18 protein-coding genes, 2 tRNA genes and 2 rRNA genes are annotated in these 23,681 nt (G+C 56.1%); 8 read left to right on the top strand and 14 right to left on the bottom strand.

Annotated elements, in window-relative coordinates; genetic code table 11:
* Nucleotides 1-49: 49 nt before the first annotated feature.
* From AC6I7A_RS03720 to gmhB, 5 genes are all read right to left on the bottom strand, one after another.
* Nucleotides 50-2,954: ribosomal RNA gene (locus AC6I7A_RS03720) — 23S ribosomal RNA — on the bottom strand.
* Between the two features lie 203 nt (nucleotides 2,955-3,157).
* A tRNA-Ala gene (locus tag AC6I7A_RS03715) sits at nucleotides 3,158-3,233 on the bottom strand.
* Between the two features lie 142 nt (nucleotides 3,234-3,375).
* Nucleotides 3,376-3,452, bottom strand: a tRNA-Ile gene (locus AC6I7A_RS03710).
* Between the two features lie 73 nt (nucleotides 3,453-3,525).
* Nucleotides 3,526-5,065, bottom strand: a 16S ribosomal RNA gene (locus AC6I7A_RS03705).
* Together the 16S and 23S rRNA genes with 2 tRNA genes alongside form the textbook arrangement of a ribosomal RNA operon.
* 406 nt (nucleotides 5,066-5,471) lie before the next feature.
* Entirely contained in the window at nucleotides 5,472-6,032 is a 561-nt protein-coding gene (gene gmhB, locus AC6I7A_RS03700; RefSeq protein WP_009091953.1) for a D-glycero-beta-D-manno-heptose 1,7-bisphosphate 7-phosphatase, read from the bottom strand.
* Between the two features lie 189 nt (nucleotides 6,033-6,221).
* Between gmhB and metN the strand changes: the two genes are divergently transcribed.
* From metN to proS, 6 genes are all read left to right on the top strand, one after another.
* Nucleotides 6,222-7,253, top strand: coding sequence for a methionine ABC transporter ATP-binding protein MetN (gene metN / locus AC6I7A_RS03695; RefSeq protein WP_058958064.1), 1,032 nt, complete (start codon nucleotides 6,222-6,224; stop codon nucleotides 7,251-7,253).
* A complete protein-coding gene (locus AC6I7A_RS03690) occupies nucleotides 7,246-7,899 on the top strand; it encodes a methionine ABC transporter permease MetI (protein ID WP_009091958.1) in 654 nt (217 codons plus the stop codon). Before metN ends, AC6I7A_RS03690 begins: the two co-directional genes overlap by 8 nt.
* A gap of 31 nt (nucleotides 7,900-7,930) precedes the next feature.
* Entirely contained in the window at nucleotides 7,931-8,746 is an 816-nt protein-coding gene (locus AC6I7A_RS03685; protein ID WP_009091959.1) for a MetQ/NlpA family lipoprotein, read from the top strand.
* 128 nt (nucleotides 8,747-8,874) lie between these two features.
* Nucleotides 8,875-9,273, top strand: a complete 399-nt coding sequence (gene rcsF / locus AC6I7A_RS03680; RefSeq protein ID WP_009091960.1) for an envelope stress sensor lipoprotein RcsF — start codon at nucleotides 8,875-8,877, stop codon at nucleotides 9,271-9,273.
* Complete coding sequence (gene tsaA, locus AC6I7A_RS03675) at nucleotides 9,270-9,974, top strand: tRNA (N6-threonylcarbamoyladenosine(37)-N6)-methyltransferase TrmO (RefSeq protein WP_058958063.1); 705 nt, start codon at nucleotides 9,270-9,272, stop codon at nucleotides 9,972-9,974. The genes rcsF and tsaA overlap by 4 nt, the downstream gene beginning before the upstream one ends.
* 89 nt (nucleotides 9,975-10,063) lie before the next feature.
* Nucleotides 10,064-11,782 (top strand): proline--tRNA ligase, encoded by a 1,719-nt coding sequence (gene proS / locus AC6I7A_RS03670; protein ID WP_058958062.1) that lies wholly within the window; start codon nucleotides 10,064-10,066, stop codon nucleotides 11,780-11,782.
* Nucleotides 11,783-11,862: 80 nt separating this feature from the next.
* On the opposite strand, the gene arfB is transcribed toward proS, so the two are convergent.
* Nucleotides 11,863-12,273, bottom strand: a complete 411-nt coding sequence (gene arfB / locus AC6I7A_RS03665) for an alternative ribosome rescue aminoacyl-tRNA hydrolase ArfB (RefSeq protein ID WP_009091963.1) — start codon at nucleotides 12,271-12,273, stop codon at nucleotides 11,863-11,865.
* A gap of 217 nt (nucleotides 12,274-12,490) precedes the next feature.
* Between arfB and AC6I7A_RS03660 the strand changes: the two genes are divergently transcribed.
* Complete coding sequence (locus AC6I7A_RS03660; RefSeq protein WP_009091964.1) at nucleotides 12,491-12,688, top strand: YaeP family protein; 198 nt, start codon at nucleotides 12,491-12,493, stop codon at nucleotides 12,686-12,688.
* The gene (gene rof, locus AC6I7A_RS03655) at nucleotides 12,678-12,938 is read left to right on the top strand and encodes a Rho-binding antiterminator (RefSeq protein ID WP_009091965.1); all 261 of its coding nucleotides are present in this window, start codon (nucleotides 12,678-12,680) and stop codon (nucleotides 12,936-12,938) included. Before AC6I7A_RS03660 ends, rof begins: the two co-directional genes overlap by 11 nt.
* A 40-nt stretch (nucleotides 12,939-12,978) precedes the next feature.
* Here rof and AC6I7A_RS03650 read toward each other — a convergent pair whose 3' ends face one another.
* The 8 genes from AC6I7A_RS03650 to lpxB form a co-directional block, all read right to left on the bottom strand.
* Nucleotides 12,979-13,287 (bottom strand): c-type cytochrome, encoded by a 309-nt coding sequence (locus tag AC6I7A_RS03650; protein WP_046101267.1) that lies wholly within the window; start codon nucleotides 13,285-13,287, stop codon nucleotides 12,979-12,981.
* Nucleotides 13,284-14,603, bottom strand: coding sequence for a tRNA lysidine(34) synthetase TilS (gene tilS / locus AC6I7A_RS03645; RefSeq protein ID WP_058958061.1), 1,320 nt, complete (start codon nucleotides 14,601-14,603; stop codon nucleotides 13,284-13,286). The genes AC6I7A_RS03650 and tilS overlap by 4 nt, the downstream gene beginning before the upstream one ends.
* Before the next feature lie 52 nt (nucleotides 14,604-14,655).
* Nucleotides 14,656-15,045: a VOC family protein gene (locus tag AC6I7A_RS03640; protein ID WP_009091968.1), complete on the bottom strand. Its 390-nt coding sequence runs from the start codon at nucleotides 15,043-15,045 to the stop codon at nucleotides 14,656-14,658.
* Nucleotides 15,046-15,111: 66 nt separating this feature from the next.
* Nucleotides 15,112-17,262, bottom strand: a complete 2,151-nt coding sequence (locus AC6I7A_RS03635; protein ID WP_046101264.1) for a lysine decarboxylase LdcC — start codon at nucleotides 17,260-17,262, stop codon at nucleotides 15,112-15,114.
* 168 nt (nucleotides 17,263-17,430) lie between these two features.
* A complete protein-coding gene (accA, locus tag AC6I7A_RS03630; RefSeq protein ID WP_009091971.1) occupies nucleotides 17,431-18,387 on the bottom strand; it encodes an acetyl-CoA carboxylase carboxyl transferase subunit alpha in 957 nt (318 codons plus the stop codon).
* 12 nt (nucleotides 18,388-18,399) lie between these two features.
* Entirely contained in the window at nucleotides 18,400-21,882 is a 3,483-nt protein-coding gene (dnaE, locus tag AC6I7A_RS03625; RefSeq protein WP_058958060.1) for a DNA polymerase III subunit alpha, read from the bottom strand.
* A 31-nt stretch (nucleotides 21,883-21,913) separates the two neighbouring features.
* The gene (gene rnhB, locus AC6I7A_RS03620; protein ID WP_058958059.1) at nucleotides 21,914-22,540 is read right to left on the bottom strand and encodes a ribonuclease HII; all 627 of its coding nucleotides are present in this window, start codon (nucleotides 22,538-22,540) and stop codon (nucleotides 21,914-21,916) included.
* On the bottom strand, nucleotides 22,533-23,681 hold the full coding sequence (gene lpxB / locus AC6I7A_RS03615; RefSeq protein WP_058958058.1) for a lipid-A-disaccharide synthase: 1,149 nt from the start codon (nucleotides 23,679-23,681) through the stop codon (nucleotides 22,533-22,535). Before lpxB ends, rnhB begins: the two co-directional genes overlap by 8 nt.

Here is a 23,681-nt window from a genome sequence, read left to right as displayed (position 1 = left end):
CCGTCACAAACTGAAAATCATGTCTCTCAAAAAACGCCTCTGGCGTTGTAAGGTTAAGCCTCACGGGTCATTAGTACCGGTTAGCTCAACGCATCGCTGCGCTTACACACCCGGCCTATCAACGTCGTCGTCTTCAACGTCCCTTCAGGACCCTCAAGGGGTCAGGGAGAACTCATCTCGGGGCAAGTTTCGTGCTTAGATGCTTTCAGCACTTATCTTTTCCGCACTTAGCTACCGGGCAGTGCCATTGGCATGACAACCCGAACACCAGTGGTGCGTTCACTCCGGTCCTCTCGTACTAGGAGCAACCCCCCTCAATTCTCCAGCGCCCACGGCAGATAGGGACCGAACTGTCTCACGACGTTCTAAACCCAGCTCGCGTACCACTTTAAACGGCGAACAGCCGTACCCTTGGGACCTACTTCAGCCCCAGGATGTGATGAGCCGACATCGAGGTGCCAAACACCGCCGTCGATATGAACTCTTGGGCGGTATCAGCCTGTTATCCCCGGAGTACCTTTTATCCGTTGAGCGATGGCCCTTCCATTCAGAACCACCGGATCACTATGACCTGCTTTCGCACCTGCTCGAGCCGTCACTCTCGCAGTCAAGCCAGCTTATGCCATTGCACTAACCTCACGATGTCCGACCGTGATTAGCTGACCTTCGTGCTCCTCCGTTACTCTTTGGGAGGAGACCGCCCCAGTCAAACTACCCACCAGACACTGTCCGCACCCCGGATCACGGGGCCACGTTAGAACATCAAACATTAAAGGGTGGTATTTCAAGGATGGCTCCACGCAGACTGGCGTCCGCGCTTCAAAGCCTCCCACCTATCCTACACATCAAGGCTCAATGTTCAGTGTCAAGCTGTAGTAAAGGTTCACGGGGTCTTTCCGTCTTGCCGCGGGTACACTGCATCTTCACAGCGAGTTCAATTTCACTGAGTCTCGGGTGGAGACAGCCTGGCCATCATTACGCCATTCGTGCAGGTCGGAACTTACCCGACAAGGAATTTCGCTACCTTAGGACCGTTATAGTTACGGCCGCCGTTTACCGGGGCTTCGATCAAGAGCTTCTCCTTGCGGATAACCCCATCAATTAACCTTCCGGCACCGGGCAGGCGTCACACCGTATACGTCCACTTTCGTGTTTGCACAGTGCTGTGTTTTTAATAAACAGTTGCAGCCAGCTGGTATCTTCGACTGGCTTCAGCTCCGGGAGCAAGTCCCTTCACCTACGCGCCAGCGTGCCTTCTCCCGAAGTTACGGCACCATTTTGCCTAGTTCCTTCACCCGAGTTCTCTCAAGCGCCTTGGTATTCTCTACCTGACCACCTGTGTCGGTTTGGGGTACGATTCTGTGTTACCTGATGCTTAGAGGCTTTTCCTGGAAGCAGGGCATTTATCACTTCAGCACCGTAGTGCCTCGTCGTCACGCCTCAGCGTTAAAAGAGTCCGGATTTACCTGGACCCTCCGCCTACACGCTTAAACCGGGACAACCGTCGCCCGGCTGATATAGCCTTCTCCGTCCCCCCTTCGCAGTAACACCGAGTACAGGAATATTAACCTGTTTCCCATCGACTACGCCTTTCGGCCTCGCCTTAGGGGTCGACTCACCCTGCTCCGATTAACGTTGAACAGGAACCCTTGGTCTTCCGGCGAGCGGGCTTTTCACCCGCTTTATCGTTACTTATGTCAGCATTCGCACTTCTGATACCTCCAGCATGCCTCACAGCACACCTTCGACGGCTTACAGAACGCTCCCCTACCCAACAACACATAGTGTCGCTGCCGCAGCTTCGGTGCATGGTTTAGCCCCGTTACATCTTCCGCGCAGGCCGACTCGACCAGTGAGCTATTACGCTTTCTTTAAATGATGGCTGCTTCTAAGCCAACATCCTGGCTGTCTGTGCCTTCCCACATCGTTTCCCACTTAACCATGACTTTGGGACCTTAGCTGGCGGTCTGGGTTGTTTCCCTCTTCACGACGGACGTTAGCACCCGCCGTGTGTCTCCCGTGATAACATTCTCCGGTATTCGCAGTTTGCATCGGGTTGGTAAGCCGGGATGGCCCCCTAGCCGAAACAGTGCTCTACCCCCGGAGATGAGTTCACGAGGCGCTACCTAAATAGCTTTCGGGGAGAACCAGCTATCTCCCGGTTTGATTGGCCTTTCACCCCCAGCCACAGGTCATCCGCTAATTTTTCAACATTAGTCGGTTCGGTCCTCCAGTTAGTGTTACCCAACCTTCAACCTGCCCATGGCTAGATCACCGGGTTTCGGGTCTATACCCTGCAACTTAACGCCCAGTTAAGACTCGGTTTCCCTGCGGCTCCCCTATACGGTTAACCTTGCTACAGAATATAAGTCGCTGACCCATTATACAAAAGGTACGCAGTCACACCACAAGGGTGCTCCCACTGCTTGTACGTACACGGTTTCAGGTTCTGTTTCACTCCCCTCGCCGGGGTTCTTTTCGCCTTTCCCTCACGGTACTGGTTCACTATCGGTCAGTCAGGAGTATTTAGCCTTGGAGGATGGTCCCCCCATATTCAGACAGGATACCACGTGTCCCGCCTTACTCATCGAGCTCACAGCGTGTGTGCTTTTGTGTACGGGAGTATCACCCTGTACCCTGCGACTTTCCAGACGCTTCCACTAACACACATGCTGATTCAGGCTCTGGGCTGCTCCCCGTTCGCTCGCCGCTACTGGGGGAATCTCGGTTGATTTCTTTTCCTCGGGGTACTTAGATGTTTCAGTTCCCCCGGTTCGCCTTGCAGCACTATGTATTCATGCTGCAATGATGCACTGAGTGCACCGGGTTTCCCCATTCGGACATCGACGGCTGTAGCGGTTCATATCACCTTACCGTCGCTTTACGCAGATTAGCACGTCCTTCATCGCCTCTGACTGCCAGGGCATCCACCGTGTACGCTTAGTCGCTTAACCTCACAACCCACAGGCGTTTTTCAACGCTGCAGACTGTAAGCATTTGAGAGACTCGAACATGTCGTCATTTCATTCTTATTACGGAGAATGAACGCGTCATGTCGTTTCAATTTTCAGCTTGTTCCGGATTGTTAAAGAGCATAATACGTCACAGCACACCGTCGCCGGTACGCTCTGAGGTATTTCAGAAAAAACAGCAGGTATGGTGGAGCTAAGCGGGATCGAACCGCTGACCTCCTGCGTGCAAGGCAGGCGCTCTCCCAGCTGAGCTATAGCCCCATACAGTTACTGCAGAGACCACTACTACCACTCAACCGAGTACACTTCGTGAGAAGTGCAATTCGTGCTCAGGCAAGGCATGTCTTCGCGAAGCATAGTGAACTATGCGAGCCGGAGACATAACGCAGCGTGAGTGCGAATTTGGTAGGCCTGAGTGGACTTGAACCACCGACCTCACCCTTATCAGGGGTGCGCTCTAACCACCTGAGCTACAAGCCTGTAGAGGTTTTTTCTGCTCGTGACTTTTTATCAGACAATCTGTGTGAGCACTGCGCGGGAAGGTATCTTCAGGTAAGGAGGTGATCCAACCGCAGGTTCCCCTACGGTTACCTTGTTACGACTTCACCCCAGTCATGAATCACAAAGTGGTAAGCGCCCTCCCGAAGGTTAAGCTACCTACTTCTTTTGCAACCCACTCCCATGGTGTGACGGGCGGTGTGTACAAGGCCCGGGAACGTATTCACCGTGGCATTCTGATCCACGATTACTAGCGATTCCGACTTCACGGAGTCGAGTTGCAGACTCCGATCCGGACTACGACGCACTTTGTGAGGTCCGCTTGCTCTCGCGAGGTCGCTTCTCTTTGTATGCGCCATTGTAGCACGTGTGTAGCCCTACTCGTAAGGGCCATGATGACTTGACGTCATCCCCACCTTCCTCCGGTTTATCACCGGCAGTCTCCTTTGAGTTCCCGACCGAATCGCTGGCAACAAAGGATAAGGGTTGCGCTCGTTGCGGGACTTAACCCAACATTTCACAACACGAGCTGACGACAGCCATGCAGCACCTGTCTCAGAGTTCCCGAAGGCACCAATCCATCTCTGGAAAGTTCTCTGGATGTCAAGAGTAGGTAAGGTTCTTCGCGTTGCATCGAATTAAACCACATGCTCCACCGCTTGTGCGGGCCCCCGTCAATTCATTTGAGTTTTAACCTTGCGGCCGTACTCCCCAGGCGGTCGACTTAACGCGTTAGCTCCGGAAGCCACTCCTCAAGGGAACAACCTCCAAGTCGACATCGTTTACGGCGTGGACTACCAGGGTATCTAATCCTGTTTGCTCCCCACGCTTTCGCACCTGAGCGTCAGTCTTCGTCCAGGGGGCCGCCTTCGCCACCGGTATTCCTCCAGATCTCTACGCATTTCACCGCTACACCTGGAATTCTACCCCCCTCTACGAGACTCAAGCCTGCCAGTTTCAAATGCAGTTCCCAGGTTAAGCCCGGGGATTTCACATCTGACTTAACAGACCGCCTGCGTGCGCTTTACGCCCAGTAATTCCGATTAACGCTTGCACCCTCCGTATTACCGCGGCTGCTGGCACGGAGTTAGCCGGTGCTTCTTCTGCGGGTAACGTCAATCGGCGAGGTTATTAACCTCACCGCCTTCCTCCCCGCTGAAAGTACTTTACAACCCGAAGGCCTTCTTCATACACGCGGCATGGCTGCATCAGGCTTGCGCCCATTGTGCAATATTCCCCACTGCTGCCTCCCGTAGGAGTCTGGACCGTGTCTCAGTTCCAGTGTGGCTGGTCATCCTCTCAGACCAGCTAGGGATCGTCGCCTAGGTGGGCCATTACCCCGCCTACTAGCTAATCCCATCTGGGTTCATCCGATAGTGAGAGGCCCGAAGGTCCCCCTCTTTGGTCTTGCGACGTTATGCGGTATTAGCCACCGTTTCCAGTGGTTATCCCCCTCTATCGGGCAGATCCCCAGACATTACTCACCCGTCCGCCACTCGTCACCCAAGAGCAAGCTCTCTGTGCTACCGTCCGACTTGCATGTGTTAGGCCTGCCGCCAGCGTTCAATCTGAGCCATGATCAAACTCTTCAATTTAAAGTTTGATTTGCTGAAACGGGTTCAGCGGTGCTCATCTGTAAAACGTCATAATGAATTTCATTATGTGTTCACTCGTGAGGCTTTGATATTTTTGTGCGTCCGGGGACGCTGATATCAATCCTGCGAGTGCCCACACAGATTGTCTGATAAATTGTTAAAGAGCAGTGCGAACAGTGCGTTAGCGTCCTGTCGCGAGGTGGCGTATATTACGCTTCCCTCCTTCAGAGTCAACCTCTTTTTCAGAAGTTTTTCTCCGGCGGCTCAGTCTCCTGAACCTTCAACCCGCTTCCCGTTGCCGGTGTGCCGTGTCGATGGAGGCGCATTATAGGGAGCGGTTCAGATAGCGCAAGTGCAAATTAAGACTTTTTTTCCGTTCGTCTGAAATTTGCACAAAAGCGCCCTTTTATGCCTGTTTAATGCGCGCTGGCAGTGCGGCCAGGCTATCGATGACCCAGTCAGCGGCGGCTTCCCCTTCAGCGGTCACCGGTTTACCGCTACGCACCAGGACTTTGGTACCGACACCGGCAGCCTGCCCTGCCAGCATATCCTCCAGCTTGTCGCCCACCATATAAGAAGCCGCCATATCAATATTCAGCTCTTGCTGAGCCATCACGAGCATACCCGGCTGAGGTTTACGGCAGTCGCAGGCCTGACGATACTCTGCAACGGCGGCATCGGGGTGGTGCGGGCAGAAATAGATGCCGTCCAGATCAACGTCGCGATCGGCCAGCGACCAGTCCATCCATTCGGTGAGCTGCATAAAGGTGTCTTCAGTAAACATACCGCGCGCGATGCCAGACTGATTGGTCACGACCACCAGCGCATACCCCATCGCCTTCAGTTGCTGCAACGCTTCAATGGTGCCATCAATAAACTGAAAGTTATCGATCTCATGGACATAGCCATTATCGACATTAAGGGTGCCATCACGATCAAGAAAAATAGCGGGGACTTTATTCGCCACGTAGAAACTCCTGCTGTAAAAATTGCCGATCAGTATCGCATGATTGCTGTGAAAGGGAGAATGTCAGATTGAATCACTTCCATTGATTCAGACGTCTGGATGCCTTACCATCCATCCAGCTTTTACCCTTAATAAAAGCAACGAGGCTTCCCACACCACGGACAACGCAACACGATAATAAATAACCTAATGATTAAACTCGAAAATATCACCAAAGTGTTCCAGCAGGGTACGCGCACCATTTCGGCGTTGAAGGACGTCAGCCTGCACGTGCCTGCCGGACAGATTTATGGCGTTATCGGCGCTTCCGGTGCCGGTAAAAGTACGCTGATTCGGTGCGTTAACCTGCTGGAGCGTCCGACATCAGGCCGTGTGCTGGTCGACGGTGCTGACCTGACCGCACTCAGCGAACGTCAGCTGACTCAGGCCCGTCGTCAGATTGGCATGATCTTCCAGCACTTCAACCTGATGACCTCCCGGACCGTCGCGGGCAATGTCTCCCTGCCGCTGGAGCTGGGAAATCTCTCCCGTGAACAGATCAACGCTCGCGTCACAGAACTGCTGGAACTGGTGGGATTAGCCGATAAGCACGATGCCTGGCCTGCGAACCTGTCGGGTGGACAGAAGCAGCGCGTTGCGATTGCCCGTGCGCTGGCCAGCAATCCAAAAGTGCTGCTGTGTGATGAAGCCACCAGCGCTCTGGACCCGGCGACAACCCGTTCTATTCTGGAGCTGCTGAAGGACATTAACCGCCGGCTTGGCCTGACGATTCTGCTCATCACTCATGAAATGGATGTGGTGAAGCGTATCTGCGACCAGGTGGCTGTCATCAGTAAGGGTGAGCTGATTGAGAAAGATAGCGTCAGTGAAGTCTTCTCGCATCCTAAGACGCCGCTGGCTCAGCAGTTCATTCAGTCTACCCTGCATCTGGATATCCCGGATGATTATCAGCAGCGCCTGTCACCCACTGCCGCTGAGAACAGCGTGCCCTTGCTGCGACTGGAATTTACCGGTAAATCGGTTGACGCCCCGCTGCTTTCCGAAGCCGCACGGCGTTATAACGTGAATAACAACATTATCAGTGCGCAGATGGATTACGCCGGCGGCGTGAAGTTCGGCATTATGCTGGCCGAAATGCACGGCACTGAAAGCGATACCCGCGAGGCGATAGCCTGGCTGCAGGAGAATCATGTGAAAGTAGAGGTGCTGGGTTATGTCTGAAGCGATGATGTGGTTGCTGGGACGGGGCGTGTGGGAAACGCTGATGATGACCTTTGTCTCCGGCTTTTTTGGTTTTGTACTGGGTCTGCCAGTCGGCGTTCTGCTTTATGTCACCCGTCCGGGACAGATTCTGCAGAATCAGGGGCTCTATCGCGTGCTCTCCGCGCTGGTGAATATCTTCCGCTCCATTCCGTTCATTATCTTACTGGTCTGGATGATTCCTTTTACCCGCGTGATCGTCGGCACCTCCATCGGACTGCAGGCGGCAATCGTCCCGCTGACCGTTGGCGCCGCCCCCTTTATCGCCCGTATGGTGGAAAATGCCCTGCTGGAACTGCCTACCGGCCTGATTGAAGCGTCACGTGCCATGGGTGCCACGCCGATGCAGATCGTTCGCAAGGTGCTGCTGCCGGAAGCGATGCCGGGTCTGGTGAATGCCGCGACGATCACCCTGATTACCCTGGTAGGTTACTCTGCCATGGGCGGCGCGGTCGGTGCCGGTGGTCTGGGTCAGATCGGTTATCAGTATGGTTATATCGGATATAACGCCACCGTGATGAATACGGTATTGGTGTTGTTAGTGGTTTTGGTGTATCTCATTCAGTTCTGTGGCGACCGCATCGTACGTGCTGTGTCCCATAAGTAAGCCAGCAATATCACATTATTAAGGAAAGGATATGTCTTTCAAATTCAAAAAAATTGCCGCTGTGGGTGCACTGATTGGCGCGATTGCGCTGGCAGGATGCGATCAAAAAGAGAAAGATGCGAACCACATCAAAGTGGGCGTGATTGTCGGCGCTGAACAGCAGGTTGCTGAAGCCGCGCAGAAAGTCGCGAAAGAGAAGTATGGTCTGGACGTTGAGCTGGTCACCTTCAACGATTACGTTCTGCCGAATGAGGCACTGAGCAAAGGCGATATCGACGTTAACGCCTTCCAGCACAAACCTTATCTGGATCAGCAGATCAAAGATCGCGGCTACAAACTGGTTTCTGTCGGTAACTCTTTCGTTTACCCGATTGCGGGCTACTCGAAAAAGATCAAATCGCTGGATGAGTTGCAGGATGGCGCTCAGATCGCGATTCCAAACGATCCGACTAATCTGGGACGTTCGCTGCTGCTGCTGCAGAAAGCCGGCCTGATTAAACTGAAAGAGGGCACAGGCCTGCTGCCAACCTCGCTGGATATCACTGAGAATCCAAAGCATCTGAAAATTGTTGAGCTGGAAGCGCCACAGCTGCCCCGCTCACTGGACGATCAGCAGATCGCCCTGGCGGTCATCAATACCACCTATGCCAGCCAGATCGGCCTGACCCCGACTAAAGATGGGATTTTCGTCGAAGATAAAGATTCACCTTATGTGAACCTGATTGTCGCGCGCGAAGATAACAAAGATGCGGAAAACGTGAAGAAGTTCGTTCAGGCTTACCAGTCTGACGAAGTTAACGAAGCCGCCAACAAAGTCTTTAACGGCGGTGCAGTTAAAGGCTGGTAAGTCAGCCGACATTCTCACCAGGGGCGGCGCTATGCCGCCCTTTCTGTTACGGCCTGCCCTGCCCGACTTGTTATTTATTCCTGTCCTTGTTTCAATAACGCCACTTTTGGAAACCTGAGGATGTTGCCATGCGTTTTTTACCGCTCGGCTTGTTAGCATTGATGCTGACAGGGTGCGTTCATGAGTATCACCCGATAACCAGCGCACCGTCCAGGCCGCAGCACTCCACTGAACCGACCCGCAAACCCGCTGCCCGCCCCGCACCGGTTAAGCTCTACACGGATGCCGCCGATCTGGTCAGCAAACCGTTCCGCGATCTGGGTGAAGTCTCTGCTGAAGATTGCCAGATCAGCAATCAGAACTCGCCCGCTAACATCGCCACGGCCCGTAAACGTCTGCAGATCCGGGCGTCACAGATGAAAGCCAATGCGGTGCTGCTGCACAAGTGTGAAATCGTGACGGGTACGCCAGGGTGCTACCGTCAGGCAGTGTGTCAGGGCTCGGCATTGAAAGTCAGCAATCAATGAGTGAATTCACCTTTGCGCAGATTGGGGTCATCCGCTCGCCGTGGAAAGAGAAGTTTGCCGTGCCGCGCCAGCCAGGCCTGGTGCAGGATGGCGGCGGAGAACTGCACCTGCTGCCCCCGTACAATCAGCCGGAAGCGGTTCGCGGACTGGAAGCGTTCAGTCACCTCTGGCTGCTGTTTGTCTTTCATCAGACGATGGCAGGCGGCTGGCGTCCCACGGTTCGCCCTCCCCGACTGGGCGGCAATGCGCGCATGGGTGTCTTTGCAACCCGTTCAACGTTTCGTCCCAACCCGATTGGCATGTCGCTGGTCGAGCTGAAAGAGATCAGGCTTGAGAAGCAGCAGGTGATCCTACAGCTTGGCAGTCTGGATCTGGTCGATGGCACCCCCATCGTGGATATCAAACCCTATCTGCCTTTTGCCGAAGCGCTGCCCGAAGCCCGGGCGGGATTTGCCCAGGCAGCACCGGCGGCCACGATGCCGGTGCGCTTCTCCGCGCTGGCGCAGGCGCAGCTGCAACAGCATGCCCGCTATCCCCATCTGGCGCGTTTTATCCGTGACGTGCTGGCGCAGGATCCCCGTCCCGCTTACCGTCAGGGCCAGGCAGAGGAGCGGGAATATGCGGCCTGGCTACTGGATTTTAATGTACGCTGGCGCATTGACGATGCCGGGACAGAAGTGATCGCTATCGACCCGCATTAAAACCCGCTTTTGAGCCAGTGATCTCACTGGTACACTAGCCGCCAGCAAATTTCTGTCTGTGACTTTCCGATCAACTGGAACCGTAATCAATGCGTACTACTCAATATCTGCTCTCTACTCAGAAAGAGACGCCTTCCGACGCCGAAGTGATCAGCCACCAGCTGATGCTGCGCGCCGGTATGATCCGCAAACTGGCTTCTGGCTTGTACACCTGGTTGCCGACCGGGGTTCGCGTGCTGAAAAAAGTCGAAAACATCGTGCGCGAAGAGATGAACAACGCGGGTGCGGTTGAGATTTTAATGCCGGTCGTGCAGCCTGCCGACCTGTGGCAGGAGAGCGGTCGCTGGGAGGAGTATGGCCCGGAGCTGTTACGTATTGCCGACCGCCACGAACGTCCGTTTGTGCTGGGTCCGACGCATGAAGAGGTGGTCACCGACCTGATCCGTAATGAGCTGAGCTCTTATAAGCAGCTGCCACTGAACCTCTATCAGATCCAGACCAAATTCCGTGACGAAGTGCGTCCGCGCTTTGGCGTGATGCGTTCGCGCGAATTCACCATGAAAGATGCCTACTCTTTCCACGTGTCGCAGGAATCGCTGCAGGAAACCTATGATGCGATGTACCGCGCCTACAGCCAGATCTTCAGCCGTATGGGCCTGGATTTCCGTGCCGTACAGGCCGACACCGGCTCTATTGGTGGCAGTGCATCACACGAGTTCCAGGTGCTGGCCCAGAGCGGTGAAGACGATGTGATCTTCTCAACCGATTCTGATTACGCCGCCAACATCGAGCTGGCCGAAGCCGTCGCACCGGCCGGTGAACGCGCTGCGCCGTCGCAGGCAATGCAGCTGGTTGAGACGCCAGACGCAAAAACCATCGCGGAGCTGGTTGAGCAATTTGATGTGCCGGTTGAGAAAACCGTGAAAACGCTGATTGTTAAAGGCGCGGAAGAGAGCGGTCATGCGCTGGTTGCCCTGCTGGTTCGTGGCGATCATCAGCTGAACGAAATCAAAGCAGAGAAGTCAGCTATCGTGGCATCACCGCTGGTCTTCGCGACTGAAGAAGAGATTCGCGCGGCAGTGGGTGCAGGTCCGGGTTCAATCGGGCCGGTCGGCCTGCAGATGCCGATCATCGCAGACCGTACCGTCGCGAAGATGAGTGACTTCAGCGCCGGTGCTAACGTCGATGGTAAGCACTACTTCGGCATCAACTGGGAGCGCGATCTGCCGCTGGCCACCGTTGCGGATATCCGTAACGTGGTTGAAGGCGATCTGAGCCCGGATGGCAAAGGCACGCTGCAGATTAAGCGTGGCATCGAAGTGGGTCACATTTTCCAGCTCGGCACGAAATATTCGGACGCGCTGAAAGCCTCTGTTCAGGGCGAAGATGGCCGCAACCAGATAATGAGCATGGGCTGCTACGGTATCGGCATCACCCGTGTTGTCGCCGCGGCGATCGAGCAGAACCATGACGAACGCGGCATCATCTGGCCAGCGGCACTGGCTCCGTTTGAGGTCGCGATTCTGCCTATGAATATGCAGAAATCCTTCCGGGTGAAAGAGCTGGCAGAAGAGCTGTATGCCACACTGCGCGCGAAAGGCGTCGACGTGATTCTGGATGACCGTAAAGAGCGTCCGGGCGTGATGTTCGCTGATATGGAACTGATCGGTGTGCCACACACCATCGTCATTGGCGATCGCAATCTCGATAATCAGGAGATTGAGTACAAATCACGTCGTGCCGGTGAGAAGCAGATGATTAAGCAGGATGAGATCGTCGATTTCCTGCTGAAGGCGCTGAATAAGTAAGTTCTCAGCGCGGGCTGGAACTCTTCGCGGCCCGCCCCTGAAGCTATAAGCACTCAAACGCTCCGCCTGCGGGGCGTTTTTTATTGCACTCTGCCGCGCATCGCTTTGGTGCTGCTGCGGCGCGCTTTTCCTTCCAGTCGTCGCTCTTTCGACGCGCGGGTCGGCCGCGTGGCGCGACGCACTTTTTCGACCGTGCTCAGTTCGCGGATCAGATTGAGCAGCCGTTGCAGCGCGGCTTCGCGATTCATCTCCTGACTGCGGTACTCCTGCGCTTTGATCACCACGACGCCTTCAGCAGTGATCAGATGATGGCTGGCGGTAAGCAGCCGCTCTTTATAGAAGGCGGGCAGTGAAGAGGCGGCAATGTCAAAACGCAGATGGATAGCCGTGCTGGCTTTATTGACATGTTGCCCACCCGCTCCCTGAGCGCGTATCGCCGTCAGCTCAATTTCACTGTCCGGGATCTCAACCGAACGGGACAGCATAATCATCGCTCTCCTCTCCCCTGCTTCATGACCTTTACCTCTGATAACCTGTTCATCAACTTAACCTTTTGTGCGATCCCGCGTTGCGCGGCAGCCAGCGGAATCTGTCACTTTAGCAGTGTTTTACGTGCTGTTCCTGCTTTACGCAGGCTGATTTCCTGTAAATGGCTATGGTATAGTCGCCAGTTAATCAGAGTATCTACGCTCTGCCGAGGAGGATCATGTGCAAAATTATTGTGAGTTAGTTCGCCGCAAATATGCCGAAATCGGTAGCGGAGATTTAGGTTACATACCGGATGCGATTGGCTGCGCATTGAAGGCACTTGATGATATTGCCGCAAATAGTGAGCTAAACTCTTCTGTCAGGGAACAGGCGGCCTACGCCGCTGCTAACTTATTGGTGAGCGACTATGTTGATTAATGAAGCGTACCACCCCATCAATTGCGATGATTACGATAACCTGGAACTCGCCTGTCAGAAAAACTGGATGCTGTCACTGGACATGAAAGATGGCGAGCAGCTGAAGGCAAAGGCGAAAGAGATTTTTTCACGTAAGAACGTGGAATATCTGGCTATCGATCTCTCCGGTGAACATCGCGAGTTACGTCTCGACCACATCGCCAGCTTTACCCATCCCGAGCTGGGCACGGTGGTTGTCAGCGCAGAGTAATTCACTCCTTCCGGGCGGGACATCCCCGCCCCTGTCACACTCAGGGCTGCAGCGAACTGTAATACGCCGCCAGATCCGCCATATCGTCATCACTTAATCCCGCAACAAACGCCTTCATGACCTCAGCCTGACCCCCGCTGCGCTCGCCCTTTTTATAAGCCTGCAGCGCATGTTCAAGATACGGGGCGTGCTGCCCGGCCAGACTGGGATAAAGCGGCACGGTCGCCTTGCCTTCCGCGCCATGACAAGCCATACAGCTGCCCGCTTTCTCTGCGCCACGCTGCGCATCGCCGGCGGCCCAGGCCGGTAATACAGCGGCCATCAGGGCGCCGATCAGCCACGTTTTCATTGTTCAGCTCCTGTGCAGGCGGCCCTGTCCCAGACAATCTGCCAGCCCTGCTCATCGCATGCCGCACCCTCCCGGGTGATAAAAAGATCCGGAACACAGACCAGCGTCTGATTATAAAAAATTAGCGGCAGCCGCTCGCGCTGCCATGGAGGAATATGCAGTGCCTGCCAGAGCTTCTTCATCTCCCGTCCCCCTTCCCGCCCCACCAGATGCACCTGGCCCTGCGCGTGAAATCGCACGCTGACCTGCTCGTCGGGCTGCGGATGGCGCAACAGGCTCTGCGTCTGGCTGGCACGCAGCGTGCCGAGGCTTTGCGGCAGCGTCAGCGGCTGGCAGCGATCGGGCCACGCCAGCACCGTGTCGCGTAGCGAACTGCGCACCGGCAGCCAGTAGAGCTGCTGCCGGTATCGCCGCAGTTCCGCCTGACCGAATCGCAGACGAGGCTGCGCATCCTCACGACTCGCCATCACCTCATTGCGGATGCGCTGCAGCGCGTCGCGGGAGGGCATCGCTCCGCCCTGCCCGGCGATCCAGCGACGCAGTAAGGCGTTAGCGCGCGGCTCACTCATCGTCATCAGCGGGGGAAAGTGCAGACTGCCATCCGGCTGGACGCGCTCAGCCAGCTCTCCGGCGAGAAGTTCATCCAGCAGCTGCTCCTGCTCACTGCACAGGGCTGCGCTTCGGGCGGTCGCCTCGGCAAAGTGGGGCCAGCGCTGAGAGAGTTCAGGCAGCAGCCGCTGACGCAGAAAGTTACGGTCGTAGCGCAGATCCTGATTACTCTCGTCTTCGATCCACACCAGCTGATGGGCATGAGCATAGGCTTCAAGCGACTGTCGTGACTGATTAAGCAGAGGACGTAACAGCCGATGGGAACCCAGCCTGCGCACTGCGGGCATGGCCGCCAGCCCGGCCGGACCGCTGCCGCGCTTCAGCGCCAGCATAAAGGTTTCACACTGATCGTCGAGATGCTGCGCCGTCAGTAGCTGCTCGTCCGGCTGCAGGGCCGCACCCAGCGCCTGATAACGGGCGGTGCGTGCCGCCGCCTCAATGCCCTTTTCACTGCCGTCAACGGTGACGTGCAGCACGCCACACGTCAGCTGCCACTGTTCGCATATCGCCTGGCAGTGGGCCGCCCAGCGGTCAGCATTCGGGCTGAGTCCGTGGTGAACATGCAGCGCCCGCAGACGCGACTGAGGATGCTGCTGCTGCCAGTCACGAAGCTGATGCAGCAGCACGGTGGAGTCAAGTCCGCCGCTGAACGCGACCACCAGGGCAGCGTCCGGTTGCAGCAGTGAGTCAAAAGCGGGCAAAGACATCGCAGAATCCAGAATATCGGGCCACTGAATGTCGCCCGCCGAGCGCGCTAGTTTACGCCTGATAGAGCTCCAGCGGCAAACCATCCGGGTCGGCAAAGAAAGTACAGGCTTTACCCGTGAGTTCATCAATGCGAATCGGCTCGCAGATCACACCTTTTTCAGCCAGCGTCGCCACCGCTGCGGCCACATCCGGCACGGTAAAGGCCAGATGGCGCAGGCCGCACGCCTCGGGATGACTGACCCGTGCAGGGGGTTCAGGAAAAGAGAAAAGCTCAATGGTATAGCGGTCCCCTAACGCGAGATCGCCTTTCCAGGAGTCGCGCGCTTCACGGTAAACTTCGCCCATCAGTCGAAAGCCCAGCACATCGCAATAGAAGGCTTTGCTGCGGGGATAGTCAGAGGCGATGATGGCGATGTGGTGAATAGCGTTTAACTGCAACATGTTGAATATCCTGATTCGGGCGGGATGCCTGAGTCAGGCATCCCGCCGCTGATAAAATTTAAAAATTTATGCCGGGTCGTTTTTCAGCACGCGCACACGGTATTCGCCCTCTTCCGTCAGGCTGGCACCGTGAATGTCGGTTTCAAACCCCGGATAGTGCCGGCCAATGCTGCACAGCATCAGCAGGAAATCGAGCACCGCGCGACTCTTCTCAGTGATCATCTCTCCCGGCATCACCAGGGGAACGCCCGGCGGATAGGGCAGGATCATGTTGGCCGAAACCCGCCCGACCAGCTCACTGATATCCACCGTTTCGATGTTGCCCTTCACCTGCTGCTGAAACGCCTGATGCGGTGTCATCTTCATTTCAGGCAGCACGTCGAATGCCTGCAGCATCAGACGCGGCAGATCGTGATGGCGGATCAGCTGATGGATCCCCTGTGCCAGGGTCTGAATGCGCATATTGCGATAGAAGTCGGGATCCTCTGCGTAGAGATCCGGCAGCATGTTTTTCACCCGCAGATTCAGATCGTAGGCGCGTTTAAATTCGGTCAGCCCGCGCAGCACGCTCATCGCCTTGGTTTTATCGATGCCGATACTGAACAGGAACAGCAGGTTATAGGGGCCGGTTTTCTCCACCACGATGCCGCGCTCATCCAGAAACTTCGCCACCAGCGCCGCCGGGATCCCCTCTTCCGCCATCTCACCCAGCTCGCTCATGCCCGGCGTCAGGATTGTCACCTTGATCGGATCGAGATACATGTGATCGCGATCGGCCTGCGTGAATCCATGCCACGCTTCGTCGCCCGGCTGGATCGGCCAGCACTGCGCTTCGTCAACCTGTTCCGGCTGCCAGATGTCAAAGAACCAGCTGTCAGACTCTTCACGCAGCCGCTGGATCTCACGGCGGAAATGAAGCGCGCGTTCGACCGAGCGATTGATCAAACGCTTACCCGGATTGCCGCGCAGCATGGCAGCGGCGGTTTCAATAGAGGAGACGATGGCGTAGTTAGGCGAGGTGGTGGTGTGCATCATGTAGGCTTCGTTAAACGTCTGCTCGTCGTAGTCGCCTTTAATGTGGATCATGGATGCCTGAGAGAACGCCGCCAGCAGTTTATGGGTCGACTGCGTTTCATAGACCACCTTGCCCGGAATGCGGTCTCCGCTCATGCCGCTTTTGCCCGCATAAATCGGGTGGAAATTGGTGTAAGGCACCCAGGCGGAGTCGAAATGAATCGACGGCACAGCCAGCGTCTCTTTGATGTACTGGGTGTTGTAGAGCAGCCCGTCATAGGTGGAGTTAGTAATGACCGCATGCACCGGCCAGGTGGCTCTGTCAGTCGATGCCACTTTATGCGCTATCGCGTCGCGGGTGAACTCCTGCTTCGGGATGCCGCCGAGGATCCCCAGCGCATTGCGGGTCGGCTTCAGCCAGATCGGGATCAGATCGCTCATCATCAGCAGATGAGTCAGCGATTTGTGGCAGTTGCGATCGATCAGCACGGTGCTGCCCGCCGGAGCGGCATACATCCCGACAATTTTATTTGAGGTCGAGGTGCCGTTGGTCACCATGTAGCTCTGCTCAGCGCCGAAGGTGCGCGCGATATACTCTTCCGCTTCCAGGTGCGGCCCGGTGTGGTCAAGCAGCGAACCCAGCTCGGTCACCGAAATCGAGATGTCTGATTTCAGGGTGTTAGCCCCGAAGAAATCGTAGAACAGACAGCCGACCGGGCTCTTCTGAAACGCGGTGCCCGCCATATGGCCCGGCGTGCAGAAGGTGTACTTGCCCTCTTTCACATAGGTGAACAGCGCTTTGGTCAGCGGCGGCGTGATGTGGTCAAGGTAGTCATCCGTGTATTGCCGGATGTGCAGCGCGATATCCTCGGCGGCATTCAGCGCATACTCAAAAAAGTGCAGCGGCATACGCATCTCATTGATGCTGATATCCATCTGCGAGTGGGTATTGATAAAGGCATACAGAGGCAGGTATTCGTTTAGCTGATTAATCTCTCCGCACAGTTCGGGGCTGTTGTGCGCATCCCAGTCGAAGATAACGCCGCTGATACGCGGGTTGTGTTCGATCAGTTTCAGCAGATCGTCACTGTTTTTCGGGTAAAGCAGCTGGAAGCCCTGCAGATTTAACGCCGCGTCGAGTTCGCGTAACGGTTCATCTTTGTAAAACACGCCGTGCGCGCCCATGATCGCCAGAATATTCAATGCCTGTCTCCCTGATTGTGGTGGAACCGGTCAAGCATAACCGCTAACCCCCATAAGGTGTAGCGAGGCGGTGCCAGGAGGAAACTGAAAGCGGCGAGTGAGCATGTTGAGGGAAAGTACAGGCATAAAAAAAGCGGACCGGAGTCCGCTTTTATGGAAGTGCACTTATCAGGCGTAGCCGTAGCTCATCAGGCGCTGATAACGACGGTCCAGCAACTCTTCAGTGCTTAACCCATCGAGTTCGGCCAGATCGGCCAGCAGCTGCTGCTTCAGAGACTGCGCCATGTCGACCGGACGGCGATGCGCGCCACCCAGCGGCTCCGGGATTACGGAGTCAATCAGCTTCAGCTCTTTCAGACGGTGAGCGGTAATGCCCATCGCTTCCGCAGCCAGCGGCGCTTTATCTGCACTTTTCCACAGAATAGAGGCACAGCCTTCCGGCGAGATAACGGAATAGGTGCTGTACTGCAGCATATTCACTTTGTCGCCCACGCCGATGGCCAGTGCACCACCTGAACCGCCTTCACCGATGACCGTACAGATGACCGGTACTTTCAGGCCAGACATTTCACGCAGGTTGCGCGCAATCGCTTCAGACTGCCCGCGCTCTTCCGCGCCCACGCCCGGATAAGCACCCGGGGTGTCGATGAAGGTGATGACAGGCATTTTGAAGCGCTCAGCCATCTCCATCAGGCGCAGCGCTTTGCGATAGCCTTCCGGTGCTGGCATGCCGAAGTTACGGCGAATTTTCTCTTTGGTTTCACGGCCTTTCTGGTGCCCGATGATCATCACCGGACGTCCATCCAGACGCGCAATACCGCCAACAATCGCTTTGTCATCCGCATAAGCACGGTCGCCCGCCAGCTCATCGAAATCGTCGAACGCGTTGCGGACGTAGTCAAAGGTATAAGGACGCAAAGGATGGCGCGCCAGTTGAGCGATCTGCCATGCGCCTAAATCGGCGAAGATTTTACGGGTCAGCTCAACGCTCTTCTCGCGCAGGCGCTGAACTTCTTCATCCAGATTAACGTGTTTATCATCCTGACGACCAATTGAAGTCAGCGAATCAATCTTCGCTTCGAGTTCTGCAATTGGCTGTTCAAAATCCAGGTAATTAAGACTCATAATGTTCCTGTTCTAGTCAAACTCCAGTTCCACCTGCTCCGATCCGATCAACGAGCGCAGATCGTTAAGTAAACGATCGCTGGGCGAAATTCGCCACGCTGCCCCAAAGCGCAGCTTCGCTCGCGCGTCGGCTCTCTGATAGTAGAGATGCACCGGAATCGTCCCTGATCGATGAGGTTCCAGGGACTGACGGAGTCGGTTTAATAGCTGGTCATCAATTTGCCTGTCCGTCAGCGAGATAGCAAGTCCGCGCGCGTATTTTTCGCGAGCTTCGTCGATGTCCATAACTTCACGAGCGGTCATTTTAAGGCCACCACTGAAGTCATCAAAGCTGACCTGTCCACTGACGATCAGGATTCGGTCTTTCTCCAGCAGCTGCTGGTATTTATCTAACGCATCGGTAAATAACATCACCTCAAGACGACCAGAACGATCGTCCAGAGTACAGATACCAATTCGGTTGCCGCGTTTGGTGACCATTACCCGTGCAGCGATCACCAGACCGGCCGCCACGGTAATTTTCCCCCGGTCGGTTGGATGCATATCTTTCAGCCGCACCCCGCCAACGTAACGCTCAATTTCTTTCAGATACTGATTAATCGGGTGCCCGGTCAGGTAGAGCCCCAGGGTTTCCCGTTCGCCATCCAGCTGCACCTGCTCCGGCCATCGCGTGACGCTGGCGTACGATTTCTCCACCTGCTCCGGCTCTTCCGCCAGCACGCCAAACATATCCGCCTGGCCAATCGCCTCCGCCTTCGCATGCTGATCGGCCGCTTTTAACGCGTCACCGAGCGCACTCATCAGCGCGGCGCGATGCGGCCCCAGGCGATCGAAGGCCCCGGACATGATCAGTTTTTCCATCACCCGACGGTTGATCTTTTTAGTGTCGGTTCGGGCGCAGAGGTCAAACAGCTCGCGGAAGTAACCGCCTTCGTTTCGGGCGTCAATGATCGCTTCGATCGGGCCTTCACCGACCCCTTTTATCGCACCGATACCGTAAACAATTTCACCTGCGTCATTCACATGGAAGGGATAGAGGCCGGAGTTGATATCGGGCGGCAGCACCTTCAGTCCCATCCGCCAGCACTCATCGACCAGACCTACCACCTTCTCGGTGTTATCCATATCGGCGGTCATTACCGCGGCCATAAACTCTGCCGGATAGTGCGCTTTCAGCCATAGCGTCTGGTAAGAGACCAGTGCATAGGCCGCAGAGTGTGACTTGTTAAAGCCATAGCCTGCAAATTTTTCTACCAGATCGAAGATCTTCATCGACAGTTCGCCGTCGATGCCCATGCTTTCTGCACCGTCACGGAAAACGGAACGCTGCTTGGCCATCTCTTCCGGTTTCTTTTTCCCCATGGCGCGACGCAGCATATCTGCGCCACCCAAGGTGTACCCGGAGAGGACCTGGGCGATCTGCATCACCTGTTCCTGATAGAGAATGATGCCGTATGTGGGCTCCAGCACTGGTTTCAAACTTTCATGCTGCCACTGGATGTCGGGATAGGAGATCGCTTCACGACCATGCTTGCGGTCGATGAAGTTATCCACCATGCCGGACTGTAGCGGCCCCGGACGGAACAGCGCCACCAGTGCGATCATATCTTCAAAGCAGTCGGGCTTCAGACGCTTGATCAGATCCTTCATGCCGCGCGATTCAAGCTGGAATACCGCGGTGGTTTCCGAGCGCTGCAGCATATCGAAGCTTTTCTTGTCATCCAGCGGGATAGAGGCGATGTCGATCGGCTCCAGCCCCTGCTTTTCCCGGCGCGGGTTAATCATCTTCAGCGCCCAGTCGATGATGGTCAGCGTTCTCAGCCCCAGGAAGTCGAACTTCACCAGGCCGGCATACTCCACATCATTTTTATCGAACTGGGTCACCGGGAACTGACCGTGCTCATCGCAGTAGAGCGGCGCAAAATCGGTGATCTTCGTTGGCGCGATGACCACGCCACCGGCATGTTTACCGGCGTTACGCGTGACCCCTTCCAGCTTACGCGCCATGTCGATCAGCGCTTTGACCTCTTCATCCGCCTCATACATGGCCGGCAGCTGCGGTTCAGCAACAAAGGCTTTTTCCAGCGTCATGCCGGGATCGGGCGGGATCAGTTTGGAAATGCGATCCACGAAACCATAAGGATGACCGAGCACGCGGCCAACGTCGCGGATAACCGCTTTCGCCGCCATGGTGCCGAAAGTGATGATCTGTGAAACCGCTTCGCGCCCGTACATGTCCGCGACGTGTTCAATCACCTGGTCACGCTTCTCCATGCAGAAATCGACGTCAAAGTCGGGCATTGAGACACGTTCCGGGTTCAGGAAACGTTCGAACAGCAGGTCAAACTCCAGCGGATCGATATCGGTAATTTTCAGCGCATAGGCCACCAGCGAGCCAGCACCGGAACCACGACCCGGCCCGACCGGCACGCCATTATCCTTGGACCACTGGATGAACTCCATCACGATCAGGAAGTAGCCCGGGAAGCCCATCTGGTTGATCACGTTGAGTTCAACCTCCAGACGCTCATCATATTCCGGGCGTTTCTGCAGCCGCTCAGCTTCGTCCGGGAACAGGAACACCAGACGCTCTTCCAGCCCCTCGCGGGATTTCGCGACCAGATAATCTTCCGTGGTCATATCTCCGGTCGGGAACTGCGGCAGGAAGTATTCGCCCAGCCGGACCGTGACGTTACAACGCTTAGCAATTTCTACGCTGTTTTCCAGCGCTTCCGGGATGTCCGAGAAGAGCTCGCACATCTCCGCTTCGCTGCGCATATATTGCTGAGGACTGTAGTTGCGCGGACGCTTGGGGTCATCCAGCGTATAGCCGTCATGGATGGCCACGCGGATTTCATGCGCGTCGAAATCCTCTTCATTGATAAAGCAGACTTCGTTGGTCGCGACCACCGGAATGCCTTCGGCAATCGCCAGCTCCACCGCCGCGTGCAGGTAGCTTTCTTCATCCGGACGGCCGGTGCGGATCAGTTCCAGATAGTATCTGTCAGGGAAATGCTGCTGATAAAAAGAGAGGCACTGTGAAACCAGCGTGCTGTTACCGCGCAGCAGGCTGCGGCCGACATCTCCGCGGCGTCCGCCTGACAGCAGGATTAACCCTTCCTGCAATTCAATCAGCCAGTCGCGATCGATAATCGGCCCGTCCACGCCATAGCCACGCTGATAGGCGCGGGAGATCAGCAGCGTCAGGTTCTGATAGCCGGTATTGTTCGCCGCCAGCACGGTCAGCTGCGTGAGTTCATCCCCCATCAGCTCGCTGGCGACCTTAAAATCGGCACCAATAACCGGTTTTATCCCTGCGCCGTGCGCCCCGCCGTAGAATTTCACCAGGCCACACAGGTTAGTGAAGTCGGTGATCGCAATCGCGGGCATGCCGAGCGCAGCCGCCTTTTTGATCAGCGGCCCGGTTTTCGCCAGGCCATCAACCATCGAATAGTCACTGTGGACGCGCAGATGTATAAAACGGGGTTCAGCCATATCAGTTTCCGGTTAAAACAGCGTCAGGCTATTAAAGCGTATGGGGCTGGCTGGCGGCCAGTACGTCCGCATCGATCAGCGCGTTGCGGACAGGAGCAAAACTGCGACGGTGGTGCGGAGTCGCGCCATACTGCGTCAGTTTTTCCATGTGCAGCGCCGTCGGATAGCCTTTGTGCTGTGCAAAGCCATATTGCGGGAACAGCAGATCGAGTTCAGCCATTTCACGGTCGCGGGAGACCTTGGCAATGATAGAAGCGGCGCTGATCTCAGCGACCAGACTGTCCCCTTTGACTACCGCCTGTGACGGCATCGGCAGCGCCGGGCAGCGATTACCGTCTATCAGCACATAGTCAGGCTGAATGCAGAGGCCAGCAACCGCACGCTGCATCGCCAGCATAGTCGCATGCAGGATATTCAGCTGGTCAATCTCTTCCGGTTCTGCCCGGCCCAGGCTCCACGCCAGCGCCTTCTCTTTGATTTCGTCAAACAGGGCCAGCCGGCGTTTTTCCGACAGCTTCTTCGAGTCCGCCAGCCCGGTAATCGGGTTGGTCGGATCGAGGATCACCGCCGCCGTAACGACCGCGCCAACCAGCGGGCCGCGCCCGACTTCGTCCACACCGGCAATCAGCGTGGCGGCAGGATAGATAAAATCAGGCATTCACCAGCTCCAGTACCGCATCCGCCGCCTGTTCATCGGCGTTCCAGCGGATCTGTTGATGTAATTCATTGAACGTCTGCAGCAGGGTTTCGCGCTCAGGCCCGGCATGCAGCAGCGGATCTAACGCCGCGGCCAGGGCTTCAGGCTGACACTCATCCTGCAGTAACTCTTTCACCAGTTCCCGTCCTGCCAGCAGATTGGGCAGCGAAACATAGGGGGTCTTCACCAGCCGTTTTGCCAGCCAGAAGGTCGCCGGTTTCATTCGATACCCCACCACCATCGGGCATTTTGCCAGCATGCACTCCAGTGCAGCAGTGCCCGATGCCAGAAGTGCGGCATCGCTCGCGATCATCGCCTCGCGTCCCTGACCATCCAGCAGATGAACAGGAAGGTCGGGAGCCGTTTCGGCTTTTATCTTCTCAAACTGTTCGCGCCGGCGGGCGTTAACCAGCGGAACGACGACTTCCAGCGCCGGATAGTGACGCCGCAGTAACCGGGCCGTTTTGAGAAAATCGGCGCTGAGCATGTCAACTTCTGCGCCACGACTGCCGGGCAGCAGGGCCAGACAGAGCGCATTATCGGCAATTCCCAGGTGACGACGCGCAGCCTGTTTGTCAGGGTGCAGCGGCATCGCATCCGCCATGGTGTGACCGATAAAACGGCAGGGAACATTAAAGCGATCGTAGAACGCTTTTTCAAACGGCAGGAAGGCCAGCACCAGATTGGTGTTACGACCAATCTTGAAGACGCGCTTCTGACGCCATGCCCAGACAGAGGGACTGACGTAGTGAATGGTACGGATACCGGCGCGTTTCAGGTTGCCTTCCAGCGTAATATTGAAGTCAGGCGCATCGATCCCGACAAACACATCGGGCTGGAGTTCGGTAAAGCGCCGGGTGAGATCGCGGCGGATCGTCAGCAGACGGCGCAGACGTCCCAGCACCTCCACAATGCCCATGACCGCCAGCTCTTCCATCTCATACCAGGCTTCACACCCTTCCGCCTGCATCAACGGACCGGCTACGCCGACAAAACGCGCGTCGGGATGGCGCGCTTTCAGGGCTCGAATCAGACCTGCACCAAGAATATCGCCGGAGGTTTCTCCGGCGACCAGGGCAATCGTTAGAGGACGCGCTGACAT

The organism is Type-F symbiont of Plautia stali (assembly GCF_059731105.1).
The sequence above is the reverse complement of the archived record's forward strand: the minus strand, read 5'-3'. Positions and strand labels throughout refer to the sequence as shown.